This window comes from Mycobacteroides immunogenum (genome assembly GCF_001605725.1).
GTDB lineage: Bacteria > Actinomycetota > Actinomycetes > Mycobacteriales > Mycobacteriaceae > Mycobacterium > Mycobacterium immunogenum.
Genome location: NZ_CP011530.1, coordinates 1013283 through 1037378 on the forward strand (window position 1 = coordinate 1013283; position 24096 = coordinate 1037378).

The 24096-nt window shown below is 65.6% G+C and carries 24 protein-coding genes; 15 read left to right on the plus strand and 9 right to left on the minus strand.

Going from position 1 to position 24096, the window contains the following annotated elements; all coding sequences use genetic code 11:
- The first annotated feature begins 65 nt into the window (after nt 1-65).
- The 3 genes from ABG82_RS05060 (at nt 66) to ABG82_RS05070 (ending at nt 3264) form a co-directional block, all read left to right on the plus strand.
- Nucleotides 66-1349: a citrate synthase gene (locus ABG82_RS05060; protein WP_162269186.1), complete on the plus strand. Its 1284-nt coding sequence runs from the start codon at nt 66-68 to the stop codon at nt 1347-1349.
- An 87-nt stretch (nt 1350-1436) separates the two neighbouring features.
- A complete protein-coding gene (locus tag ABG82_RS05065; protein WP_043078875.1) occupies nt 1437-2849 on the plus strand; it encodes an MFS transporter in 1413 nt (470 codons plus the stop codon).
- Complete coding sequence (locus ABG82_RS05070) at nt 2839-3264, plus strand: MarR family winged helix-turn-helix transcriptional regulator (protein WP_043078874.1); 426 nt, start codon at nt 2839-2841, stop codon at nt 3262-3264. Before ABG82_RS05065 ends, ABG82_RS05070 begins: the two co-directional genes overlap by 11 nt.
- Nucleotides 3265-3271: 7 nt before the next feature.
- On the opposite strand, the gene ABG82_RS05075 is transcribed toward ABG82_RS05070, so the two are convergent.
- Genes ABG82_RS05075 through ABG82_RS05085 form a run of 3 tightly spaced genes read right to left on the minus strand, consistent with a single transcriptional unit; the run spans nt 3272 to nt 7643 of the window.
- Nucleotides 3272-4741, minus strand: coding sequence for a phytoene desaturase family protein (locus tag ABG82_RS05075; RefSeq protein WP_043078873.1), 1470 nt, complete (start codon nt 4739-4741; stop codon nt 3272-3274).
- Nucleotides 4742-4767: 26 nt separating this feature from the next.
- Nucleotides 4768-6087: an aspartate aminotransferase family protein gene (locus ABG82_RS05080; protein ID WP_043078872.1), complete on the minus strand. Its 1320-nt coding sequence runs from the start codon at nt 6085-6087 to the stop codon at nt 4768-4770.
- On the minus strand, nt 6084-7643 hold the full coding sequence (locus ABG82_RS05085; protein WP_043078871.1) for an APC family permease: 1560 nt from the start codon (nt 7641-7643) through the stop codon (nt 6084-6086). Before ABG82_RS05085 ends, ABG82_RS05080 begins: the two co-directional genes overlap by 4 nt.
- Before the next feature lie 258 nt (nt 7644-7901).
- Here ABG82_RS05085 and ABG82_RS05090 point away from each other — a divergent pair, with 258 nt between their 5' ends.
- The 4 genes from ABG82_RS05090 to ABG82_RS05105 are packed head-to-tail and all read left to right on the plus strand — an operon-like array spanning nt 7902 to nt 10919.
- Nucleotides 7902-8918: a phosphotransferase enzyme family protein gene (locus ABG82_RS05090; protein WP_043078918.1), complete on the plus strand. Its 1017-nt coding sequence runs from the start codon at nt 7902-7904 to the stop codon at nt 8916-8918.
- A gap of 21 nt (nt 8919-8939) precedes the next feature.
- The gene (fabG, locus tag ABG82_RS05095; protein WP_043078917.1) at nt 8940-9716 is read left to right on the plus strand and encodes a 3-oxoacyl-ACP reductase FabG; all 777 of its coding nucleotides are present in this window, start codon (nt 8940-8942) and stop codon (nt 9714-9716) included.
- A 25-nt stretch (nt 9717-9741) separates the two neighbouring features.
- Nucleotides 9742-10563, plus strand: a complete 822-nt coding sequence (locus ABG82_RS05100; RefSeq protein ID WP_043078870.1) for a GntR family transcriptional regulator — start codon at nt 9742-9744, stop codon at nt 10561-10563.
- Nucleotides 10560-10919, plus strand: a complete 360-nt coding sequence (locus ABG82_RS05105) for an FKBP-type peptidyl-prolyl cis-trans isomerase (RefSeq protein ID WP_043078869.1) — start codon at nt 10560-10562, stop codon at nt 10917-10919. Before ABG82_RS05100 ends, ABG82_RS05105 begins: the two co-directional genes overlap by 4 nt.
- Before the next feature lie 13 nt (nt 10920-10932).
- On the opposite strand, the gene ABG82_RS05110 is transcribed toward ABG82_RS05105, so the two are convergent.
- Both ABG82_RS05110 and ABG82_RS05115 read right to left on the minus strand, forming a co-directional pair.
- Complete coding sequence (locus ABG82_RS05110; RefSeq protein WP_043078916.1) at nt 10933-12246, minus strand: sensor histidine kinase; 1314 nt, start codon at nt 12244-12246, stop codon at nt 10933-10935.
- Between the two features lie 105 nt (nt 12247-12351).
- Nucleotides 12352-13053, minus strand: coding sequence for a response regulator transcription factor (locus tag ABG82_RS05115; RefSeq protein ID WP_078343550.1), 702 nt, complete (start codon nt 13051-13053; stop codon nt 12352-12354).
- Nucleotides 13054-13308: 255 nt separating this feature from the next.
- Between ABG82_RS05115 and ABG82_RS05120 the strand changes: the two genes are divergently transcribed.
- Nucleotides 13309-13800: a hypothetical protein gene (locus ABG82_RS05120; RefSeq protein WP_174544350.1), complete on the plus strand. Its 492-nt coding sequence runs from the start codon at nt 13309-13311 to the stop codon at nt 13798-13800.
- 3 nt (nt 13801-13803) lie between these two features.
- On the opposite strand, the gene ABG82_RS05125 is transcribed toward ABG82_RS05120, so the two are convergent.
- The gene (locus ABG82_RS05125) at nt 13804-14904 is read right to left on the minus strand and encodes an NAD(P)-binding domain-containing protein (protein ID WP_043078867.1); all 1101 of its coding nucleotides are present in this window, start codon (nt 14902-14904) and stop codon (nt 13804-13806) included.
- Between the two features lie 15 nt (nt 14905-14919).
- Here ABG82_RS05125 and ABG82_RS05130 point away from each other — a divergent pair, with 15 nt between their 5' ends.
- Both ABG82_RS05130 and ABG82_RS05135 read left to right on the plus strand, forming a co-directional pair.
- Entirely contained in the window at nt 14920-15651 is a 732-nt protein-coding gene (locus ABG82_RS05130) for an enoyl-CoA hydratase (RefSeq protein WP_043078866.1), read from the plus strand.
- Nucleotides 15652-15653: 2 nt separating this feature from the next.
- Nucleotides 15654-16754, plus strand: coding sequence for an MBL fold metallo-hydrolase (locus tag ABG82_RS05135; protein ID WP_043078865.1), 1101 nt, complete (start codon nt 15654-15656; stop codon nt 16752-16754).
- Here the strand turns inward: ABG82_RS05135 and ABG82_RS05140 are convergent.
- A complete protein-coding gene (locus ABG82_RS05140; RefSeq protein WP_043078864.1) occupies nt 16751-17437 on the minus strand; it encodes a class I SAM-dependent methyltransferase in 687 nt (228 codons plus the stop codon). The genes ABG82_RS05135 and ABG82_RS05140 overlap by 4 nt on opposite strands.
- Nucleotides 17438-17554: 117 nt before the next feature.
- Here ABG82_RS05140 and ABG82_RS05145 point away from each other — a divergent pair, with 117 nt between their 5' ends.
- The gene (locus ABG82_RS05145) at nt 17555-19957 is read left to right on the plus strand and encodes a cation-translocating P-type ATPase (RefSeq protein WP_043078863.1); all 2403 of its coding nucleotides are present in this window, start codon (nt 17555-17557) and stop codon (nt 19955-19957) included.
- A 3-nt stretch (nt 19958-19960) separates the two neighbouring features.
- Here ABG82_RS05145 and ABG82_RS05150 read toward each other — a convergent pair whose 3' ends face one another.
- Complete coding sequence (locus ABG82_RS05150) at nt 19961-20794, minus strand: class I SAM-dependent methyltransferase (protein ID WP_043078862.1); 834 nt, start codon at nt 20792-20794, stop codon at nt 19961-19963.
- Nucleotides 20795-20848: 54 nt separating this feature from the next.
- Between ABG82_RS05150 and ABG82_RS05155 the strand changes: the two genes are divergently transcribed.
- The 4 genes from ABG82_RS05155 to ABG82_RS05170 all read left to right on the plus strand — a co-directional run bounded on the left by ABG82_RS05155 (nt 20849) and on the right by ABG82_RS05170 (nt 23115).
- The gene (locus ABG82_RS05155; RefSeq protein ID WP_043078861.1) at nt 20849-21073 is read left to right on the plus strand and encodes an antitoxin; all 225 of its coding nucleotides are present in this window, start codon (nt 20849-20851) and stop codon (nt 21071-21073) included.
- A gap of 25 nt (nt 21074-21098) precedes the next feature.
- Complete coding sequence (locus ABG82_RS05160; RefSeq protein WP_043078860.1) at nt 21099-22235, plus strand: lipase family protein; 1137 nt, start codon at nt 21099-21101, stop codon at nt 22233-22235.
- Between the two features lie 36 nt (nt 22236-22271).
- On the plus strand, nt 22272-22715 hold the full coding sequence (locus tag ABG82_RS05165) for a type II toxin-antitoxin system Rv0910 family toxin (RefSeq protein ID WP_043078859.1): 444 nt from the start codon (nt 22272-22274) through the stop codon (nt 22713-22715).
- Between the two features lie 112 nt (nt 22716-22827).
- Nucleotides 22828-23115 (plus strand): hypothetical protein, encoded by a 288-nt coding sequence (locus tag ABG82_RS05170; RefSeq protein ID WP_043078858.1) that lies wholly within the window; start codon nt 22828-22830, stop codon nt 23113-23115.
- Nucleotides 23116-23124: 9 nt separating this feature from the next.
- On the opposite strand, the gene ABG82_RS05175 is transcribed toward ABG82_RS05170, so the two are convergent.
- Nucleotides 23125-24045, minus strand: coding sequence for an LLM class flavin-dependent oxidoreductase (locus tag ABG82_RS05175; RefSeq protein WP_043078857.1), 921 nt, complete (start codon nt 24043-24045; stop codon nt 23125-23127).
- Nucleotides 24046-24096 lie beyond the last annotated feature (51 nt).

A 24096-nucleotide genomic window follows, 5' to 3' on the forward strand; every position in this document is an offset into this window, starting at 1 on the left:
CCGCATAGAGGGAGCGACTACCTTCTCTATGAACGTTCTCAACGAGCCGCTCAACCTCAGAAGGGATGCCTGTGGCCGACAACAATGATTTCGCTACTCTCCAGTACCCCGGAGGCGAAACCAAGCTGGACATCGTCCGTGCGACCGAAGGTGCCGACGGTTTCGCGCTGGGCAAGCTGCTGGCTGATACCGGCTACACCACCTTCGACGCGGGCTTCGTCAACACCGCCTCGACGAAGAGCGCCATCACCTACATCGACGGCGACGCGGGCATCCTGCGCTACCGCGGGTACCCGATTGAGCAGCTGGCCGACAAGTCCACCTTCATCGAGGTGAGCTACTTGCTCATCTACGGCGAGCTGCCCACCCCGCAGCAGCTGGCGGACTTCACCACCAAGATCCAGCGCCACACGCTGTTGCACGAGGACCTCAAGCGGTTCTTCGACGGCTTCCCGCGTAACGCGCACCCCATGCCGGTGCTCTCCAGCGCCGCGAACGCGCTGAGCGCGTACTACCAGGACTCGCTGGACCCGCATGACGAGGCGCAGGTCGAGCTGTCTACGATCCGCTTGCTGGCCAAGCTGCCGACGATCGCGGCCTACGCCTACAAGAAGTCGGTCGGGCAGCCGTTCCTGTACCCGGACAACACGCTGAGCCTCGTCGAGAACTTCCTGCGGATGACCTTCGGTCTGCCCGCGGAGCCGTACGAGGTGGACCCGGAGATCGTGCGGGCCCTCGACATGCTGCTGATCCTGCACGCCGATCACGAGCAGAACTGCTCCACCTCGACGGTGCGCCTGGTCGGCTCCTCGGACGCCAACCTCTTCACCTCGATTTCCGGTGGCATCAATGCGCTCTGGGGCCCGCTGCACGGCGGTGCCAACCAGGCGGTGCTGGAGATGCTGGAGCGCATCCGTGCCGAGGGCGGCGACGCCCACGACTTCGTGCGGCGGGTCAAGAACCGCGAAGACGGCGTGAAGCTCATGGGCTTCGGGCACCGCGTCTACAAGAACTACGATCCCCGTGCGCGCATCGTCAAGGAGCAGGCCGACAAGATCCTCGGCAAGCTCGGCGGCGACGACCAGCTGCTCGATATCGCCAAGGCACTCGAGGAGATCGCGCTCACCGACGAGTTCTTCATCGAGCGCAAGCTCTACCCGAATGTCGACTACTACACCGGCGTCATCTACCGGGCCATGGGCTTCCCGACACGCATGTTCACCGTGTTGTTCGCGTTGGGCCGCCTACCGGGATGGATCGCGCACTGGCGTGAAATGCATTCGGAGCCCGGCAAGATCGGCCGCCCGCGGCAGATCTACACCGGCTACGGGGAGCGCCAGTACCCCTGATCTCGGCCGATGGCGTTTCGGCCGATAGCTGACAGTGTGACGCAAATCTTTTTGCATCGCTAACAGTTGTAGTTTCACAATGGTTGTGTGGACGCGACCGTGGGTGTACTCAGTGAGCGCCGCAAGATCGTTATCCTGGGATCCTGCTGCCTGAGTCTGCTCATCGTGTCGATGGACTCCACCATCGTGAACGTCGCGCTGCCGACCATCCGGGCAGATTTCGGGGCCACCACCTCGCAGCTGCAGTGGGTCATCGACATCTACACCCTCGGGCTGGCCTCGCTGCTGATGCTCTCGGGCGCCGCGGGCGACCGGCTGGGTCGCCGCAAGGTCTTCCACATCGGGCTGTCGATCTTCGCGATCGGCTCGCTACTGTGCAGCCTGGCACCCACCGTCGGGTTGCTCATCGCCGCGCGCTTGCTGCAGGCGGTGGGCGGCTCGATGCTGAATCCGGTTGCGCTGTCGATCATTTCGCAGGTGTTCACCGGCCGGGTGGAACGTGCGCGAGCCCTAGGATTCTGGGGCGCCGTGGTGGGAATATCGATGGCGCTGGGTCCGATCGCCGGCGGGCTGCTGATCGAATGGGTGGGCTGGCGCGCCGTCTTCTGGATCAATCTGCCAGTGTGCGTGCTCGCTTTCGTGCTGACGGCGGTCTTCGTGCCGGAGACCAAATCGGCCACCATGCGTGACATCGATCCGATCGGCCAGGTGCTCGCGGTGCTGTTCTTGTTCGGCATCGTGTTCACCCTCATCGAAGGACCGTCCCTGGGATGGGCGACGCCCGGATTGATCACCGTGTTGGCCGCCGCGCTGGTGGCGTTCGCGGTGTTCCTCAGGTACGAGTCGAGGCGCAGGCATCCCTTCATCGATCTGCGCTTTTTTCGCAGCATCCCATTCGCTTCGGCCACGCTCACCGCGATATGCGCGTGCATGGCCTGGAGTGCGTTCCTGTTCACCATGTCGCTGTATCTACAGGGGCAGCGGCACTTCTCGGCGATGCACACCGGGTTGATCTATCTCCCGATTGCCGTTGGGGCGGTGGTCTTCTCGCCGATATCGGGCCGTATGGTGGGCCGGTTCGGTGCCCGGCCATCACTGTTGGCCGCGGGCGGCATGTTTTTCACCGCCGCAATGCTGCTGACCAGAGTCACGGCAGCGACGCCGGTATGGGAGCTACTGGTGACCTTCGCGATCTTCGGCGCCGGGTTCGCCATGGTGAATGCGCCGATCACCAACGCCGCCGTCAGCGGAATGCCGCTGGACCGCGCGGGTGCCGCCTCCGCGGTCACTTCCACCAGTCGTCAGGTCGGGGTGAGTATCGGTGTGGCGCTGTGCGGTTCGATCGGTGCGCCCGTTCTCTGGTACATGTGCGCGGCGCTGGGTCTGCTCATCGCTACCCTGGGAATCGTGTCCACGTCACCGGTCGCGGTGCGGTCCGCGCAACGACTCGCCCCGTTGATCGAGGGCACCGCGCCGCGGGAGGTCTCGCATGCCGGATAGACCGCTCGCGGACGAGGTGTGGCGCACCATGGCCAGCCTGGTGCTCGACAACCGCGACGGCTGGCGCCGCACCGTCGTGGAAATGACCGGGCTGCCCTTCAGCCGGGTCCGCATTCTGAGAAGGCTTGCCCGGCAGTCCATGACGATGAAAGGGATCGCCGAAGCGACCGCGCTGGACGCACCCGCGGCCACGGTGGCAGTGAGTGATCTGGAGCGGCGGGGATTGGTGGTACGCCGCGTCGACCCGGAGAACCGCCGCTGTAAACGGGTGTCGCTCACCGACGAGGGCAGAGAGTTGGTGGAAGCTATCGCTGATCTGGACGACCCGGCACCGGCCGCACTGACCGCGCTGGACGAGACGGATCTGAATTCTCTGCACGCCCTCTTGCGGAAGGCGCTGGGCGGTCGTTCGTGAACGGCGCCTAGTCCGCGTCCAGCACCGCCATCGCGGCGTGATAGCCGCCCAGTCCGGATACTCCACCACCTCGGCGAGAACCCGATCCGCACAGCAGTATCCGGTCATGATCGGTGGCCACGCCCCAGCGTTGTGCGGCGGTCTCCAACTGTTCATCGTCTTCGGCGAACGGCCACTGCAGCCCGCCGTGGAAGATGTTGCCTGCCGTCATGCCGAGCGCATCCTCCAGGTCGACGGTGGTCTTGGTCTCAATACACGGCCGGCCGTCTGCGTCGGTGGCCACCACATCGGTGATCGGCTCGGCGAGTACGGAATTCAGTGAAGCGAGCACCGCGTGCTGAAGCTGTTCGGCGCTTGCGCCCAGCCCATGCGGCGTGTGCAGGCCGAAGACCGTCAACGTCTGCGCCCCCGACGCGCGCAACTCCGGTGACAGGATGCTCGAGTCGGCCAGGGAGTGGCAATAGATCTCGCAGGGTAACGGTTGCGGAATCCGGTCGCTGGATGCCTGCCGATACGCGCTCTCCAGCTGGGTGTAGGTCTCGTTGACGTGAAACGTTCCGCCGAAAGCCTGCTCAGGCGTGACACTTTCATCGCGGAGCCGGGGGAGCCGGTTCAGCAGGAGATTCACCTTCACCTGTGCGCCCGGCTGGCCCGCGGGTGGGGCTTCCCCGAGCAGGCCGGCCAGCACCGTGGGGCTGACACCGCTGAGAACCCTGGCACCCGCCACGGTGTGTTCGCCGCTGCCGGTGCGGTATCGCACCTCTCCATCGGGTGATACCGAAAGAACCTCCGCGCCGGTGCGTAGTTCGGCGCCATGTCGCCGGGCGGAGGCCTCCAGCGAACCGGTCACGGCACCCATGCCACCGATCGGGACGTCCCAGGGATTCATCTGGTGGTACAGGAAACAGATGTTCTGTTGCAGGGAAGGGTCATCGGCACTCGCGAAGGTTCCGATGAGTGCGTCCGTCAGCAGCACCCCGCGTCGCAGGTCATCGGGGGTGGCCGCACGGATCACCTCGCCGATGGGTGTCTCGATGAACTGCTCCCACGCCCCGGTCCGCGCGGCGCTGCGCCGGCGCAGCGGCTTGAGCATCGAATCCCATATCGGCCGGGTGACCGAATCGCACAGCGCCCCGAACTCCGCGAAATCATGGGTGCTGGCGAGAAATCCGCTGCGACCGCCGTCGGCCGGGTCGGGTGTGTACGAGGCGAACGTGCGGCGCGCCAACCGCACGTCCAGCGCCAGGTCATCGATGATCTGGCGCGGCAGCAAGCTCACCAGATACGAGTACCGGGACAATCGCGCCTCGACCCCCGCGAAGGCGGGCGCCGAGATAGCCGCACCGCCAAGCACATCGAGGCGCTCCAGCAGCAGCACACGCTGGCCCGCGCGGGACAGGTATGCGGCGGCGGTCAGCGCGTTGTGTCCACCGCCGACAATGACCGTGTCAAAACTATCGGATGCTATGACGCCCATGAAAGGACTGTACGGCCTGGGCGCGATCAGTCGGTGTTTTTCAGTACGTCCTCGAGCTCGGTGCAGAACCAATCCACATCTGACCGCGAGAAAACCAGTGGGGGACGAACTTTCAGAACATTGCCGTCTTGTCCGCAGACCGAGATCAGCACTCGCCGATTACGCAGCTCGTTCACGATGTGTAGCGCACCGGCGCGGTCGGGGGTGCGGGCGGCGGGGTCGTCGACCACCTCCACCCCGGTGTAGAGGCCGGTACCGCGGATATCGCCCAGCCTGACGTGGTCGGCGGCAAGGGCCCGCAACTCGGTACGCAGCATCGCGCCGACCTCCGCGGCATGCAGCTGCAACTTCTCGTCCTCGATCACATCCATCACGGCCGCGGCCGCGGCCATGGAGACGGGGTTGCCCCCGAAGGTGTTGAAATACGGCACATCCAGCGAGAACGGGGTAAGAACCTCGGAGGTGGCCGCCAGCGCCGAAACCGGAATGCCATTGGCCATCGGCTTTCCCATGGTCACCAGGTCGGGCACCACGCCGTGGCGGAGGAATCCCCACATGGCTTCACCGGTGCGCCCAAATCCGGGCTGCACTTCGTCGGCGATCAGCACACCGCCGGCCGAGCGCACCACCTCGGCTGTCGGTTCCAGCACGGAGGCGTCGGGATAGATTCCGTCCGAGGAGAAGATCGTGTCGACTACCAGGCAGCTGAATCCGTAACCCGCGGCGCAGAGTTCGTCGATGGCCCGCGATACGTCGGAGGCAAAGCGCGCGGCTAGCTGGCCCGGCGGAGTTCGGTAGCTGTCGGGCGCCGGTACGGTACGGACGTGCGGCCCCAGCGAGTTCCCGCCGAGTGACGGGGATATCGCCGTGACCGCCTCGGTGTTGCCGTGGTAGGCATCGCTGGTCACGATGATTCCCTTATGGCCGGTGTACATCTGGGCCACCCGCAGCGCCAAGTCGTTGGCCTCGGAACCGGTGCATGCGTACATCACCTGATCGATGGAGCTGGGCATGGTCGCCAGGAGGCGCTCGGAGTAGCCGACAATGCCCTCGTGCAGATACCGGGTGTGGGTGTTGAGGGTAGACATCTGCCGGGTCACCGCGTCGACGACGTGCGGGTGGCAGTGGCCCACGCTGGCCACGTTGTTATAGGCATCCAGATAGCGATTGCCCTCGGCGTCGAACAGATGGCTGCCCTGTCCGCGCACCAGATGCACGGGTCTCTCGTAGAACAGCCGATAGGACGGTCCGAGGACTCGCTCCCGGGCGGTGATGAGTGACTCGGTGGCCGGGTCGTCGAGTTCTCCGGCGTAACTGTTCGAATCCATGATGTTGGAAAAGCTCATCGTTCGTGTGCCTCCTCGAGCACTGTTCTACCAAGGTCGTCGTAGCGGTTGGGAGCGGTGTATTTCAGGGTGAGAGCCAGTGCGACACCGCCTAATCCGGCGGCGGCGACCACCCACGGAATCGCCGAGAAGATCCAGTCACTGGCGGCGGTTCCTGCCGCGAACGAGGCGTGCTTGGCCAGCAGGTAGACCACGTAGACCATGCCCAGCCCACCCAGCAGCGGTGCGACCAAAGTGCGGAACCAGTGTGCGGTTTCGGGATGGTTGCGCAGCACGTGGAAGTACGAGATCACCGCGAAAGCGGTGAGCGCCTGGACGATCAAGATCGCGGTCGTACCGAGCAGCGCCATCAGTCCGTACAACCCGGTGTACGGGTCGCGGCCGGTGGCTGCGAAAAACAGCACCACCGCCGTGGCGAAGACTGTCTGCACAAAGCCCGCCACGTGCGGAGAGCCATGGGCGGAATGGGTAGCGCCGATCGTCTTACGCATGCCCGGAATGACGTTCTCGCGGCCGATCGCGTACAGGTAGCGTGCGGCGCAGTTGTGGAAGGCCATGCCGCAGGCGAACGATCCCGTCATCAGCAGCACCTTGAACAGATCGACGGCCCACACTCCGAAATGGCTCTGGACCGGGCCGAAGAAGATGTTGCCCGCCGTCGCCGAATCCTGAGCCAGCGCAACGGCATTATCGGGCCCGGTACCCACGATGGCGAGCCAGGAGACGAGCACGTAGAAGAGCCCGACGCCCACCACCGAGGTCACTATCGCGATGGGGATGATCTTCTTGGGGTTCTTGGATTCCTCGGCATACATCGCGCTGGATTCGAATCCGACCCAGGACCAGAACGCGAAGAACAGGCCCACACCGGCCGAACCCGCAACCGCGAGCGGACCCGCCGGACCATGAACCACGCCGCTGAGATCGTGAAAGCCGTTGAGTGGATTCAGCGATCCCCAGGACCAGCCCTGTGGCCCGCCGCCCGTGAACAGCACCGAGAGCGCCAGCAGTGACAGCATGACAATTTCGGTCACCAGGAAGACCCCCAGCACCCGCGCTGCCAGGTTGAGGTCGAAGTAGGTGAGTACCGCATTGGTGGCCAGCATGACCAGCGCGAAGACCACCCATGGCACATCCAGGTGGAAGAAGGTGTGAAACAGATCGTTCGCGAAGAAGGAGAAGATTCCTACCAGGGATGCCTCGAAGACCATGTAGGCCAAGGTGATCAGAAATCCTGAGCCCAGCCCGACGATGCGGCCGAGGCCGTGCGATATGTAGCCGTAGAACGCGCCGGTAGCGACGATATGCCTGGACATCGCCGCATAACCGATGGCGAAGAGTGTCAGCACGATGGTGGCCACCAGATACCCGGCGGGGGCGTAGGCGCCGTTGCCGAATCCCACCGCCATCGGCACATTGCCGACCATCGCGGTGATCGGCGCGGCGGTGGCGACCGCCATGAACAGGACCCCGATCAAGCCGACGGCATTGGGTTTGAGTCGCTGCATGCTGCCGGCTTCGGTGACGGTGGTGGGTGGGTCGATGGTGTCGCTCACGGAAGATCCCTTCTCCGTATTTGGTCTGGTTTTGATTGGTTCTCCGCGGCCGGCCAAGTCTGCTGGTCGGCTCCGGTGGTGCTGTTTGGGTGCGACGCGGTCATTTATACCTGGCTTAGTGCCCAGGTTGAAAGGAAATCAGGGAATTCGCCCCGGTGGGTTTCGGGAAAGTTTCGATCTTGGTCGTTTAGGGTTCGTTGACGTTAAATGGTCCGATTTGGTCCGCTTGAGGGCCTCGCGTGGTGCACACTCAGACCCATGCCGGGATTACCGCCGAATCACAGCGCGTTCGCGCACGCCGCTCTCTCGAGTTATGGCCGCGATCCGGATGCGCCGCTGCGACTGTTGAGCCTCTCCGAGAACGCCACCTATCTGGTGGACGATGAGCGGCCCATGGTGCTGCGGGTACATCGGCCCGGGTACCACTCGTTGCCGGCGATCCGCTCGGAGTTGACCTGGATGCGCGCGCTCCGGACCGAAACCCCCGTCATCACACCGGAACTCGTGCGGGCGCGGGACGGGTCAGATGTGCTCGGTGTCGAGGTCGACGGGGTCACGTTGCACGTCGACGGCATGGGTTTCGTGCCCGGTTGTACGGCCGAAGAAACCTCCGGTGTGGTCGGCTACGGAAAGCTCGGTCAACTGACCGCGCACATGCATGACCACGCCCAGCGCTGGCGCGTGCCGCAGGAGTTCACCCGGTTTCGGTGGGACTTGGAATCGATGTTCGGTCCGCGGGCGCGCTGGGGCGACTGGCGGCAGGCGCCCGGCATGACCGACCAGGATCGTGCGACGGTCGATGCCGCGGTGCGGGACATCATTGGCCGGATCACCGAATACGGTTACGGCCCTGACCGATTCGGTCTGATACATGCCGACATGAGGTTGTCCAACCTCATGGTCGACCCCGGCCGGCCGGGCTCTGACATCACGGTCATCGACTTCGACGACTGCGGGTGGTCCTGGTTCATGGCCGACCTCGGCGCCGTGGTGTCGTGGGTGGAAGACACTCCGGAGGCCGAGGTGGCCGTCGCGGATTGGCTTGAGGGTTACCGACGGGTGTGTCGTCTCTCCGATGAACACCTCGCGATGATCCCGGTTTTCGTGATGCTGCGGCGGGTCATGCTCACCGCCTGGATCGCCTCACATGCCGATGCCGATGCGGCGATCAGGGTCAGTGACGGGTTCGGGGCGCGCACGGCCCGGCTCGCGCAGCGTTACCTCACCGACCAGACCTGGTTGCGGGAGGCAGTTTTCGGTCGTCGAGTCGGCTGAGCCGGCAGAGAGGAAGTTGTGATGTTCGACTTGTCCACCAGATCAGTACTGGTGACCGGGGGTACCAAGGGAATCGGCCGCGGCATCGCCACGGTGTTCGCGCGCGCGGGTGCCAATGTGGCTGTGGCGGCACGATCTTCGCGTGAGATAGCGGAGGTGGCCACTGAATTGGATGACTTGGGGGAGGGCAATGTCATCGGTGTGCAACTGGATGTGTCCGATCCGGGCTCGTGCACGGATGCCGTGCGGACCGTGGCCGGCGCGTTCGGCGGCCTGGACGTGGTGTGCGCCAACGCCGGGATCTTCCCTGAGGCACGGCTGGACACCATGACCGCCGAGCAGCTCTCCGAAGTATTGGACGTCAACGTCAAGGGCACCGTCTACACGGTGCAGGCATGCCTGGAGTCGCTCACCGCGTCAGGGCGCGGCCGGGTCATCCTCACCTCGTCGATCACCGGGCCGGTCACCGGATATCCCGGCTGGTCGCATTACGGAGCGTCCAAGGCGGCCCAGTTGGGCTTCATGCGCACGGCCGCGATCGAGCTGGCCCCGCGCCGGGTGACCGTCAACGCGATACTGCCCGGCAACATTCTCACTGAAGGCTTGGTGGACATGGGTGAGGAATACATCAGCGGGATGGCGCGCTCGATTCCCCTGGGCATGCTGGGCAGCCCCATCGACATCGGGCATCTGGCGGCCTTCCTGGCCACGGATGAGGCCGGGTACATCACCGGCCAGGCCATCGTGGTCGACGGCGGGCAGGTGTTGCCCGAATCGCCGGACGCGGTCAGCCCGTAAGTGCGCTTGCGGCGATACTGAGCAGATGGAGGAGTCGGAAGGCGGCCCGGTAGCCGAGGACGTGCGGCGGCGGATCCTGTCTATGCTCGCCCAGGGCACCCTGCATCCGGGCTCACGCTTGGGGTCCGAGCGTGAGATGGCGGAGCGGTTCGCGGTGTCGCGTGCGACGGTGCGCAGCGCCTTGGTGCCGTTGAGCCGGGCCGGCATCCTGGAGCGGCAGACCGGCCGCGGCGGCGGCACCTTCGTACGCGCCGACGTGGTACAGCGCAACGTCGCCGAGCTCGTCGGTCTGCCCACCCGGCTGCACATCGGGGGCCACACCAGCGATACCCGGGTGCTCGGTACCTCCCGGCGGCCCGCCACTGCGGCCGAGCGGTCTGCGCTGGAGATTGGGGAGGGGGCAGAGGTTTTCGATGTACGGCGGCTTCGCTACGCCGATGGTGTGCCGTTATCGGTCGACACCGCGTATTTTCCTGCCGAGTTGGTGCCGGATCTGCTGGAGCAACCGCTCGGCGGCTCCCTGTACGAGCTGTGTCAGGTGCGGTACGGCCTGATCGCGGACTCATCGACCGAGACGATCGAAGTGGTGAGCGCCAATCCGCGTGAGGCCGAGTGGCTCGATGTGCCCCATCGCAGACCGCTGCTGGCCATCACCCGGGTGACCCGTCACACCGACGGCCGGCCCTTCGAATTCAGTTATGACCTGTTCCGCGCGGACCGGGTGCGGCTGACGGCCACCATGTCATCGGCCGTCGCCCAGGAAAGCCGTGGTGTGGACGGGAAGGTGGAACGTGTGGTGAGCAGACTGGCGGCCCACCGGCGGCCGGACGATACGCTGCTGGCATGACGAAACCCGAGATCGACTTTCAGCCAGGCCCGCCGCCCACCGAACTGGTCATCAAGGACATCACCGTCGGTGACGGTGCCGAGGCCACGCCCGGATCGGTCGTTGACGTGCATTACGTCGGTGTCGAATTCGAGAGCGGCGAGGAGTTCGACAGCTCGTGGAACCGCGGTGAGTCCATCGAGTTCCCGCTCCAGGCGCTCATCCAGGGCTGGCAGGACGGTATCCCCGGTATGAAGGTCGGCGGCCGTCGTCAGCTGACCGTGCCGCCCGCGCAGGCCTACGGTGAGGCCGGTGCCGGACATCAGCTGTCGGGTAAGACGCTGGTGTTCGTGATCGACCTGCTGGGCGCTCGCTAGGGCTTCGCCAGGATCAATGCCCGGGGAGGCGCAGCACCAGCCGTGCGCCTCCCAACGGGCTCGACTCCAAAGCGGCTGTGCCGCCATGGAGTTCGGCCTGCTGGGCGACCAGCGCCAGGCCCAGGCCGGAGCCCGAATGCGAGGCGGTGGAGCCTCGCGAGAACCGCTCGAACACCTGCACGCGTTCGGCCTCGGGAATGCCGCTGCCGTTGTCGTCGACCGCGATTTCCACCCCGTTCACCGTGCTGGTCGCCGAGAGGCGGATCTTGGTCGCGCCTCCGTGTTTCACCGCGTTCTTGATCGCGTTGTCGATCACCAGCCGTAGCCCCGCGGGCAGCCCCAGCATCAGAATCGTGGACGACGGCACCAGCGAGATCTCGAGATTGGGGTAGCTGCGGTCAGCGTCGTGGGCGGCCCGGTCCAGCAGCTCGGTGATGTCGACGGGTACGTGGTCGTCCTCGGTGGTCAGCTGGCCCTGGGCGAGCCGCTCAAGCGCGGAAAGTGTTGCCTCTACCCGGCTTTGGGTACGGATGGTCTCCTCGATGATTTCCTCGCGTTGGTCATCGCTCAGATTGAGGGTGGAGAGCACCTCGAGGTTGGTGCGCATCGCGGTGAGCGGGGTGCGTAACTCATGCGAGGCGACTGCCGCGAAGTCACGCGCGGATTCCAGTGCCGCCTTTGTCTTTTCCTGCTCGGTGTTGATGCGTTCGAGCATCCCTTCGACGGCCTCGGAGATCTCGACCGCCTCGCGCACACCACGAACGTTCACGTCGTCGGGGTTGGACTGTGCGTTGATCAGCCGGGCCTGCTGTGCCAACAGCCGGAATGGGCTCACCACGATGAGCGAGATGACCCAGCCGACGATCACGGTGCCGATCAGCACGCCGCCGCAGATTGCCAGGATGCGCAGGTGATAGCGGTCGATCTGGCGCTGCGTCTCCGCGACCGGCGCACCGACCGCGACGGGAATGTTCCCCGGAGCGACGAATGACCGGACGCGGTACTCGACGCCGTTGATCTTGGTGTTGGCGTACCCGGGCTCCAGCAGCGGAAGTTCGGTGTCGGCCGGAATGGATTTGGCCAGGCCGGCGACGCGCGCGGTGAGCACCAAACCGTCGGGACTGTTGAGCTTGGTGTCCGAGTTGATCACGGATTTCAGGAGATCCGAGACGGCACCGAGACTGGACACCGAATCCAGCCGCCGATCCAGCTGGCTGTACTGGTCTTCTTCGACGCCTAGCCACACCCAGGTACCCAGCGTCACCACCAGCACCATCACTCCCAGCGCGGCGATGGCGACCAGGGTGCGGAGCGAGAAGATTCGCATGGGCTTTTCCAGTAACCGGTAGGACAGATCGGTGATCCGTTGGCTGCGGTGCTTACTCGGGCGGCCCATGACTGGTTGATTCTCGTGCAAGCTGCTCATCCGTCGTTACTGCGAACGCAGCACGAACCCGACACCGCGCACGGTGTGTAACAGACGGGGTGCGCCGCCCGCCTCTAGCTTGCGGCGCAGGTAGCCGATGAACACGTCGACGACATTGGTGTCGGCGGCAAAGTCGTAGCCCCACACCAGCTCTAGGAGCTGGGCGCGAGACAGCACCGCGGTCTTGTGTTCCGCCAACACCGCCAGCAGGTCGAATTCACGCTTGGTGAGGTCCACCTCGACACCGTTGATGCGGGCGCGGCGGCCGGGGATCTCCACCTCAAGCGGCCCGACAGCGATGGTCTCTGTCGACGAGGTGGCCACCGCGCCGCGGCGGCGCAGCAGCGCCTTCACCCGGGCCACCAGCTCGGCGAGTACGAAGGGTTTGGTCAGGTAATCGTCGGCCCCGGCCTCCAGGCCGGCGACCCTGTCATCGACCGAGGTACGGGCGGACAGCACACAGACGGGCACGTCGTTGTCCATGGCCCGCAGCGCGGTCACCACACTGACGCCGTCCAGCACGGGCATGTTGATATCGAGCACGATCGCATCCGGCCGATGCTCGGTGGCGCAGCGCAGTGCTTCGGCGCCATCGCTGGCGGTGTTCACCTCGAACCCGGACAGACGCAGGCCGCGTTCCAGCGAGGCGAGCACGTCGGCGTCGTCGTCCACCACCAGTACGCGCGGGGAGCCTGGGCCATCAACCATGTCTGCCATCTTGCCCGATGAGATGGGTAAAACGTTCGAACTATCGCCGCCGGTGCTGTGCCGTGAGTCGCCAGTATCATGAAAGCTGATAATCCGGCGTCCCATACCGAAAGCTTGCGCATGTCAACATCAGTACCTGTAAAACTAGTTTCTTACGTTGCTGGCGTTTGCGCTGCGCTGGGCGTGGGGCTGCTTTCCGGGGGTGTGACCGTTGCGCACGCCGATCCCGCGTTCCCCGATTTGAGCGGGTTCGCCGTGGTGCCGCCCGACGGATTCTTCGTCACCAACGAGAACTCCTCGGTGCGGTCGATCCACTTTTCCACCCCCGACGGGATCGGTTGCATGTTCCGTGCGTCGCCCAATATGACGCCCACCTCGCGTCAGCGTCTCAGCTGCGATGGCGCGGTTCCCGGGATTCCCGGGGACGCCCCGAACGCCCCGAACGTGCCCGGTATCGGTGGTGCGAGCGCGAATGTGCCCGGACTGGGCGGCGTCAACCTCCCGGGTATCGGCACGTGTCCGATGGGCACCGTCGCGCAGAAGGGTGACGGCGCCTTCGAGATCAGCAAGGGTGCCTGGTCCTGTGGCACCAAACCCGAGGCGCCGCAGCTCAACGTCGGGCAGAAGCTCACCTACGGCAACGTCACATGCGCGGTCGGCGCGGGCAGCGTGACCGCGTGCCAGGTGACGACGGGCGATCAGAAGCACGGCTTCGTGCTGCAGCCCTCAGGAAGCACCGCCTTCTAACCCTCAGGAAGCACCGCCTTCTAAATAGTCCAGCAGCTCGACGACGGCGGCCCGGGATGCCCGGTTGGCCCCGATGGTGCTGGCCGATGAGCCGTAACCCAGCAGATGGATGGCGGGTTGACCGGCGACCTGGGTGAGTAGCCGGCCGGTCATCGTGATGCCGCCCCGGCCGTTGCGCAGGTGCAGTGGTGCCAGGTGATCCAGCGCGTGCCGAAACCCGGTGCACCACAGGATCACGTCGACATCCAGCGAGCTGCCGTCGGGCCAGGCGACCCCGGTGGGGGTGATGCGGCTGAACATGGGGCGCCGGGCCAGGATCCCGCGCCGCGACGCGTCGGCGGTCTGCGCGGTCCACGGCAGTCCCGTTGCCGAGACCACGGATCGCTGTGGTTCGCCGCGCCGCGATCGTTCATCGACACCCGCCACCGCGGCCCGCAGCCGGTCGACGGTGAGATCGGTGACGAACACCGGCTCGCGCCGGGTGACCCAGGAGGTGGTGGCGGAGGCGATCCCGGAGATTTCCATGAGCAGTTGCACGGCCGAGATCCCGCCGCCCACCACGAGTACATGCTGACCCGCGAACTCCTCCGGGCGCTGGTAGTCGCGCGTGTGTAGCTGACGTCCCCGGAAAGTGCCCGCGCCCGGCACGAAGGGCACGAACGGTTTGTCCCAGGTCCCCGTCGCGTTGATGAGTCCGTCGACACCGAACGCGCCTGCGGAGGTTTCCACCGTGAACCCATCCGGTGCCGGCCGCACCGCCCGCACGTGTACGGGCCGGCGGACGTCAAGGTCATAGCGGTGCTCGTACTCGCCGAAGTATCGGGGCATCGCCGTGGAGGCCCTGATGGTTCCTGTCTCGTCGAAGGGCATCCCGGGCAGCTGATAGATGCGATTGGTGTTGTCGAGCGTCAGCGTCGGCCAGCGGAACTGCCAGGCACCGCCCGGGCTGGGCGCGTGATCCAGGATGACGAAACCGTGCCCGGGTGCGTCATCGGCGGGGCGTCGCCGGGGCAGCGGCTCGAGTCCGCGGCGCCGGAGGAAGTACCCCGCCGCGATCCCGGCCTGCCCGCCACCAATCACGGCGACGGTAGTCATGGTCGTCATATTAGGGTGGTTGCCATGATCGGTGTAACTAGCGACGGTCCCGTCACCACCATTGAGCTGCAGCGCCCCGAACGGCGTAACGCGGTGACCTATGAGCTTGCGCTCGCCTTCGCCGAGGAGGTCAGGAAGGCCGCGGAAACAGCGCGTGCCATCGTCATCACCGGACAGGGCACCTCGTTCTGCGCCGGTGCCGACCTGTCCAGCGGCGCTCCTGATCCCGATAAGTTCGCCGATGCCTGGCAGCACTCGATCAAGAGCGTCGATGCCGCAGACGTTCCGGTGATCGCCGCCGTCAACGGGCCCGCCATCGGTGCCGGCGTCATGCTCGCGATGGTCGCGGATCTGCGGGTGGTTTCCGAGACCGCACGCTTCCAGTTCCCGGTCGCCAAATACGGTATCGCCCTGGATAACTGGAGCATTCGGCGGCTCTCCTCGCTGGTCGGGTACGGGCGCGCGCGTGCCATGCTGCTGGCCGCCGAACCGCTCGACGCGCAGACCGCGTTCCAGACCGGAATGGCTAACCGCATCGGCGAGCTTGCGGACGCGCAGGCCTGGGCCGCCGAACTCGCCGGATTCGCGCCGCTGGCGCTCAAGCACGCAAAGCGTGTGCTCAACGATGACGGAGCCTTCGAAGACCAGTGGCCCGAGCATAAGGAGCTGTTCGACAAGGCCTGGGGCAGTCAGGACATCATCGAGGCCCAGGTCGCGCGAATCCAGAAGCGTCCGCCCAACTTCCAGGGAGCCTGAGCGTGCGGGCGCTCTGGGTTGGTGCCGGCGCGGCGATCGCGTCGACGTGGATCGGGCGCGCCCTGCGCGACGTTCCGCAGACGCTGGGTGCCAGCAAGGAGCGCATCGCCGAGGTCGCCGAGGGATCCCCGCAGTACCGGGGCGGCACCTTCCACAACGCCGAACCGGCGCGGCAGTTCTCTCCCGATGCCGAGGCCGGCACGGTGGTGTGGGATGTGCTCACCCGCCGCAGCGCGGGCTCTCCGAAAGGTGATGTGCCGCTGGCGCTGCCGGAACTGTCCGGCCCGCCTGCCGATTTGGCGGCCACCTGGTTTGGGCATTCCAGTGTGCTGGTCGAGATTGATGGCTACCGCGTGCTCACCGATCCGGTGTGGAGCGATAGATGCTCGCCTTCGCGGGTCGTCGGCCCGCACCGGCAGCACCCGGTGCCCGTGGAGCTGGCGGCACTGCCCGCGCTGGACGCGGTGGTGATCAGCCATGACCACTACGACCACCTGGATATGGATTCGATCATCGCCCTGACCCGGAGCCAGAACGCGGTGTTCGTGGTGCCGCTGGGCGTGGGGGCGCACCTGCGCGGCTGGGGCGTCTCACCGGCGCGGGTCGTCGAGCTCGACTGGGATCAGAGTCATCAGCTCGGAAAGCTGACCCTGACCTGCACACAGGCCCGCCACTTTTCCGGTAGGTCGATCACGCGCAACACCACCCTGTGGGCGTCCTGGGCCTTCACCGGCCCCCGCCACAAGGTCTTCTTCGGCGGCGACACCGGATACACCAAGGCGTTCAAAGTGATTGGTGATACCTACGGCCCGTTCGATCTCACCTTGCTGCCGGTCGGCGCCTACAACACGTCGTGGGCCGATATTCACATGAATCCGGAAGAGGCAGTCCAGACGCACCTGGACCTTGCGACACCGACGGCTCCCTTGTTGCCCATCCATTGGGGCACGTTCAATTTGGCGCTGCACCCCTGGGCCGAACCCATCGAGAGGGTGCTTACCGCAGCTGGCGAACAGGGGGTCACGGTGGTGACGCCCAAGCCAGGGCAGCGGACCGATGCTCGGCAGCCCGCCGCACCCGACGGCTGGTGGCGTCTTTCTTAGCTCTTGTTGCCCTTGTGCGCTTGGAGCAGGAACGCGGGCTGCTTGTTGCGGCCCTTCTCGTCCTTGTGGAACAGGGGCATGTCGAAGTTCGCGCCCGGTATCACCTCAGGAATGTTGGAGTGGATGAAGGCGGGGCTCAGCTCGTCGATCACCCAGTAGGGCTCGACCGCCGCGCGCAGTTCGTCTTCGGTAACAGCGTTGGGGCCGATGCCCGGGGGGAAGGCGCCCACGGCGAAGACCAGCACGTAGTACGACGCATCCGGGGCCGCCGCACGTGAGATCGACTGTAGGTAGGCCTCGCGTGCTTCCACGGGAATGGAGTGGAACAGCGTGCTGTCCACGATGGTGTTGAAGCGCCCGTCATAGCCCGAGAAGTTGGTGATGTCCGCGACCTCGAAGGTGGCATTGGCCAGGCCGCGGTCGGCTGCCGCCGCGCGGGCGGCCTCGATGGCGGTGGGGGACAGGTCGAGCCCGACCGTGGTGTGGCCGAGCGCCGCCAGCCGCAGCGAAGTTTCGGCATGTCCGCAGCCGACGTCGAGAACCGTGCCGTGGAACTTGCCGGCGTCGATCAGCGCGGCGAGTTCGGGCTGGGGTTCGCCGATATTCCATGGCGGTTCGCCCTGGAAGACCTCGCTCTTGCCTTGGTAGGTGGCGTCCCAATCCGGGAGTTCATTCGATGTCATACCAACTGACATTACCCGCGCCGGACAAGAACGTGGCGTGACGAACTGGCCAAATAATCGTGCGGCGTCGGCCCTCGGTGGCCGTGCCGGACGGCCACGGGTCGCTAGTGTGCAGGGGTGGCAACGATCGAGGGACTGACCATCAGCGGCCTGACCGCTGCCGAGGTCGCGGAGCGGGTAGCGCAGGGGAAGACCAACGACGTTCCGTCGCGTGCGGCGCGCAGCGTGTCGGACATCGTGCGAGCCAACGTCTTCACCCGGATCAACGCCATCCTCGGGGTGCTGCTCGTCATCGTGCTGTCCACCGGCTCCGTCATCAACGGCGCGTTCGGGCTGCTGATCATCGCCAACAGCGCCGTGGGCATCATTCAGGAGCTGCGCGCCAAGCAGACACTCGACAAGCTCGCCATCGTCGGTCAGACCCGGCCCGTGGTGCGGCGCGACGGTGCCGCAACGGCGCTGGCGCCCAATGAGGTCGTGCTTGACGACATCATTGAGCTCGGTCCCGGTGACCAGATCGTGGTGGACGGTGAGGTCGTCGAGGAGGCCGCGCTCGAGATCGATGAGTCGCTGCTCACGGGCGAGGCCGACGCCATCGACAAGACCGTTGGCGCCCAGGTGCTCTCGGGCAGCTTCGTGGTGGCCGGCAGCGGCGCGTACCGCGCGACCAAGGTGGGGCGGGAGGCGTATGCGGCCAAGCTTGCCGAGGAGGCCTCCAAGTTCACCCTGGTGCATTCCGAACTGCGCAACGGCATCAACAAGATTCTGCAGTTCATCACCTACCTGCTGCTGCCCGCGGGCGCGCTGATCATTTACACCCAGCTGTTCACCACCGGCGACAGCTGGCAGGAATCGGTGCTGCGCATGGTGGGCGCGCTGGTCCCGATGGTGCCCGAGGGGCTGGTGCTGATGATGTCAATCGCCTTTGCGGTCGGGGTGATTCGGCTCGGCAGGCGCCAGTGCCTGGTGCAAGAGCTGCCCGCCATCGAGGGGCTGGCCCGGGTCGACACCGTGTGCGCCGACAAGACCGGGACCCTCACCGAGAATGGGATGCGGCTGTCCGAGGTGCGTTTCCCGGATGACGGATCTGATGAGGACGCACTGGCGGTGCTGGCTCAGCTGGCGGCCGACGACCCGCGGCCCAATGCGAGTATCGCGGCCATCGCCGAGGCCTATGACAGCCCGCCGGGCTGGACGACCACGGCTATCGCGCCGTTCTCTTCGGCCAAGAAATGGAGCGGCGCCTCGTACGGGGAGCATGGAAACTGGGTGATCGGTGCGCCGGATGTCCTTCTGGACCCGGCCGATCCCATCGCTACTACCGCCGAGGAGATCGGTTCGCGCGGTCTGCGGGTGCTCTTGCTCGCCTCGGCGGAGCTATCCGTCGATGACGCGCGCGCCCCCGGTGCGGTGACGCCGCGCGCACTGGTGGTGCTGGAGCAGAAGATCCGCCCGGACGCCCGCGAGACGCTGGATTACTTTGCCTCTCAACATGTCTCCATCAAAGTGATCTCGGGCGACAATGCGGTGTCGGTGAGCGCGGTGGCTCAGACGCTGGGACTCTCCGGCGCCGCCGTGGATGCGCGCACGCTGCCGGCCGATACCGACAAGCTGGCCGCGACGCTGGCCGACGCGACCACTTTCGGCCGGGTCCGCCCCGACCAGAAGCGGGCGATGGTCAAGGCACTGCAGTCGCATGGCCACACCGTCGCGATGACGGGTGACGGCGTCAACGACGTGCTGGCGCTCAAGGACGCCGATATCGGCGTCGCGATGGGGGCGGGCAGCTCGGCCTCCCGCGCGGTGGCACAGATTGTCTTGTTGGACAACAAGTTCGCCACGCTGCCGTATGTGGTCGCCGAGGGTCGGCGGGTGATCGGCAACATCGAGCGGGTCTCCAACCTGTTCCTTACCAAGACGGTGTACTCGGTGCTGCTGGCGCTGACGGTGGGGCTCGCGGGGCTGGGTTCCAGGATCTTCCACTACGGTGCGGTGCCGTTTCCGTTCCAGCCGATTCACGTCACCATCGCCGCGTGGTTCACCATCGGTATTCCGGCGTTCATCCTGTCGCTGGCGCCCAACAATGAGCGCGCTCAGACGGGGTTCGTACGCCGGGTGATGCTCTCGGCGATCCCGTCGGGCCTGACGGTGGGCATCGCGACATTCCTGTCGTACCTGGTGGCGCGACAGATCCTCCATGTCTCCGGGAACAGCACGCAGGCCTCCACCGCCGCGCTGATCACCGAGCTGGTGGCGGCCGTGTGGGTGCTCGCGGTGGTGGCCCGTCCGTACCAGTGGTGGCGGGTGGTGTTGGTGGCGCTCTCGGGTCTGGGCTATGTGGCGATCTTCGCGATTCCGTTGGCGCGAAAGGCCTTTATGCTCGACCCCAGCAATCTGGCGGTCACCGGGCCGGCGCTGGCCATCGGTATCGCGGCGGCCGGGGTGATCGAGGCGGTGTGGTGGTTGCAGGGCAAGTGGTCCGGCCAGCCCCGTCATTTCTGGGCCACCGGGGACGACTGATTTCTAGAAGCTGAACCGCATGATCCTGCCGATATCGCGCAGGGCAGGGATGTGTGAGATGACCTTCATCTGGATGCGTCCCGACAGGGGCAGATGTTCCTCGCCCGCCACATCGGTGCTACGCAGGTCGTTGCGGCAGCGCAGACCGGGGTGCAGTGCTTCGATCTGGCCGGGGTCGTCGATACCCCAATGCAGGGTGGCGCCCGCGTTGCGCACCGCCGGCACCAGTTTCTGCAGTTTGATCCCGATGCTGCCGTAGCAGTCGAAAGCCAGCTGACCGCTGGGGAATCGGCCGGTGATGCGCCGGATCAGGGACTGCCCCTCGGGCTCGGTCAGGTACATCGTCAGGCCCTCGAACACCGCGAGCGTCGGGCGGTCGGCCGGGATGGCTTCCAGCCATGCGCTGTCGGTGACCGAACTTTCGATCATGCGGTAGTCGCCGCCGCGGCCGGGTAACAGCGCGCGACGCAGCGCGATCACGTCGGGATAGTCGACATCGACCCAGCGCACTGATTCGGGCGGGTTGATCCTGAAGACGCGCGTGTCCAGGCCACAGGCCAGATGCAGCACGGTCGCCTCGCGGTGTGCGGTGAGGAACTCGGCGGTCCAGTCATCGAGTTGGCGGGCGCGCAACGCCACCCCGACCGCCTGGGTGCCCTTGATCTTGGTCTTGGAGAAGTCGTAGTCGATGCGGGCGACGGCGTCGGCGGCGTAGTGGTCATGCAGAACCGAATTCGGGGACGCGGCGTCCAGTGCCCGGCCGTAGAGGGTGGCCAGCATCGTCTCTGGAGCCCCGGTCAGCGTGATTTTCACTGGGTCCGTCACTCGACCCAACATACGCCGCCAAGTCGTATTACAGTTGCGCCGTCCCAGACGAAGGAGAGCAAGCTCATGGCTGATTTCAAGGGCCTCATCGACAAGCTGAAGAGCCTGTTGGCGGGCAATAAAGACAAGGTGAACGAGGCCGTCGACAAGGTCGGCGATGTGATCGACTCCAAGACCGGTGGCAAGTACTCCGCGGTGGTCGACAAGGTGCAGGACGCTGCCAAGAGCGCGGTAGAGAAGGTCAACCCAGCTGAAGGCTCGCAATCCCCCAAGGACGGCGACGCTCAGTAACCGACTGGCGCCGCTCCTTGCGGCGCTGGTATTGGTCACGGCGGCGGCCTGCGCGCGGGTGGAGGCGGAAAGCGTTGCACCTCAGCCTCCTTCGCCGCCGCCGGGTGAGGTGCTGTCCGACGCGCCGTTGTCGTTGGCGCCAGATCTGGACGCCATCGCCGACGGTCATCTGATCCGTTACATGTCGACGTCGGGTGCGACAGGGACGCCCACCGAGGTGACGGGTGTCGTTTTTTCGCCGAAAGGCGAACCGCCGCAAGCGGGTTGGCCCGTCGTCTCGGTAGGTCATGGGACCACGGGTCTGGACGACGAGTGCGCGGTGTCCCGGGCTCCTGACCTGCGGGGCTACATCTGGCTGGTGCGCAACCTCACCAAGCGTGGCTGGGTGGTCGCGATCACGGACTACGAGGGGCTGGGCGTGCCGGGCCCGCATCCGTATCTGGAGCCCAGGTCAGAAGGATTCAATGTCATCGACGCGGCCCGTGCCGCGGTATCGCTGATTCCCGGGTCCTCGACGAAATGGGCGGCGATCGGGGCGTCCCAGGGTGGCCAGGCAACGTGGGCCGCCGCCGAGCTCGCGGGTGGCTACGCGTCCGAGCTGGAGTTTGTCGGCGCGGCCAACCTGTCGCCCGCCGCAGATCTGACCGAGATGGCGACCCATGTGGGCGACGGGCGGTACGACTGGAGCCAGCTGTCGATGATGCCGACCCTGCTCACGGGCTTGTCGGTCACGGTCCCGGAGCTGCGTCCCGAGAATTTTCTGCACGGCTCCTTTCAGGACAATCCACGAGACAAAGCGTTATTGCTGGGATGTCATAACGGACTCGATCCCGCACGATCCGCTGCCATAGGCAGATTGCGCGCCAAAGACTTTCACGGGACCAATCCGGAAGACGCCATCATCTTCGCCGCCGCGCTGAAGCGGATCGCGCTGCCACTGGGCCCGGCATCCGGGCCGATGTTCGTCTACGCCGGTGGAGCCGACAGGCTCATCGACGCACGGTGGATCCATGCGGCGGTGCGCCGCGCGTGCGCGCTGGGAGACACGGTTCAGGAGGTCGTCTCCCCGGGGAAGGGGCACGTGGATCCCGAGGGGGAGCGGCTCGGGGTGCAATGGATCGCCGACAGGTTTGCCGGACTTCCGGCGCCGAGTAATTGCTAGCTGGCCGTTCGTATCGCTCCGGTATCCTTTGCCCACGTGGCAGCCAAACTGAATTCCTCCATCGATGTGCCCCTCCCTCCCGAGGAGGCCTGGGCACACGCCTCGGATCTGCGGCGCTTCGATGAGTGGCTCAGCGTTCACACGGCGTGGCGCAGCGCGTTGCCCGAGACCCTGGAAAAGGGCACCGTCATCGAGTCGATCGTGTGCGTGAAGGGCATGTACAACCGCGTCAAGTGGACGCTGCAGAAGTACGACCCGCCGACGGGCCTGTTCTTGGACGGACAAGGCAGGGGCGGGATAAAGGTCAAGCTCAGGGTGACGATCTCCCCGAAGGGTGCCGGATCGGTTGTCGACTTCAACCTGCACCTGGGCGGCCCCGCGATGTTCGGGCCCATCGGTGCCGTGGTGGCCGCGGCGTTGCGCAGCGATATCGATGCTTCGCTGTCGAAGTTCGTTCAGGTTTTTGCCGCGGCGTCATAATCGCCATTTTTCGCGGTCTACCTGCGAAAACATAAGCGACGGTTTGTGATTGGTTGGTATCGAAATCGTGTCGGTGGTTGGCAGGCTCCCATTTGAGGAGCAATATGGATATATGTCAATCACACGGAAGATCATCGGAACGGTGTTCGCCGCTGGTGCTGGCGCGGCCATAATCGCTGCCTCGCCTGCCACCGTGATGAGCGCCGGGGTGCCGACAACCACGTCCAATCAGGTCGTTCTTGCCGATCCCGGCGGCTCGGGTGGCGGTGACGCAGGTGGCGGCGGTGGCTGCTACAACGGCGTGTGCGGCGGCTGGAATCCCGGCCAGGGTGGCTGGGGCCATGGCTGCTACAACGGCGTCTGCGGTGGCTGGGACGGCCAGCGCGGTTGGGGCAATTAGCCCCAACGGCTAACCCGTTTCGTTGGAGAGCGGCCGAAGGGCTTGGGCCAGGGCGTCATAGGCGTCTCGGCGCGCTGGCCCGTTGCCAAGCAAGTGGTCCGGAAGGATCACTTCGTCGACGCCCTCCTGTGCCCACGGGGCCATCTGCTCCGCGATCTGCTCCGCGGTGCCGTACAAGACTGGAATCGGTGATGCCGCAGCGGTTTCCGCCGCGCGCTTCTCAGACTCCGGATCATCGGTGACGATCACGCGTGCTTGAGTGGAGCGCCAGATCGTCGCGGGATCGCGGCCGATCTTTTCCGCGGCGGCGTCCAGTCGCCCGGAAACCTCGCGGAACGTACCGGGTGCGGACCACTGATTCCATTCCTGCGCGTATCGGGCGGTGAGACCGAGCATCCGCGGTTGCGTCGCGCCGATCAGGATGGGCAAGGGCCGTTGCAGTGGCTTGGGCTCGCAGATGCCCTCCGCCAGCTGGTAGTAATCGCCATCCACGGTGGTGGCTTGCTCGTTGAGCAGCCCGGTAATCACCTGCAGCCCTTCGGAAAAACGGTCTACGCGCGGCCCGGGCTTACCGAGTTCGAGCCCGTAGCGCTGGTGCTCGTTCTCCTGCCAGCCGGCGCCCAGCCCGAGCGTGAAACGCCCGTGGCTCACGTGATCGACGGTGACCGCCCAGTTGGCAAGCACCGCCGGATGCCGGAAGGTCATCGACAGCACCAGAGGAGCCAGCCGGATCCGCGAGGTGGCTGCGGCAAGCGCCGCGAAGAGGGCGGTGGCCTCATGGAAGTTGGTGCGCTGCGCGGCGGTGTCGTCATGCGACATGAAATGGTCGGCGGCGTAGAAGGCGCGCCAGTCCCCGTCGTCGGCGTATTGGGCGATATCCAGCAGATCTGCCCAGGATTGATTGGTTTGTCCCCAGATCGAGAAGCGCATGACTCCGATCCTAGGGTCGGTGCACATATCGCCGTTATTTCGGACTACCCT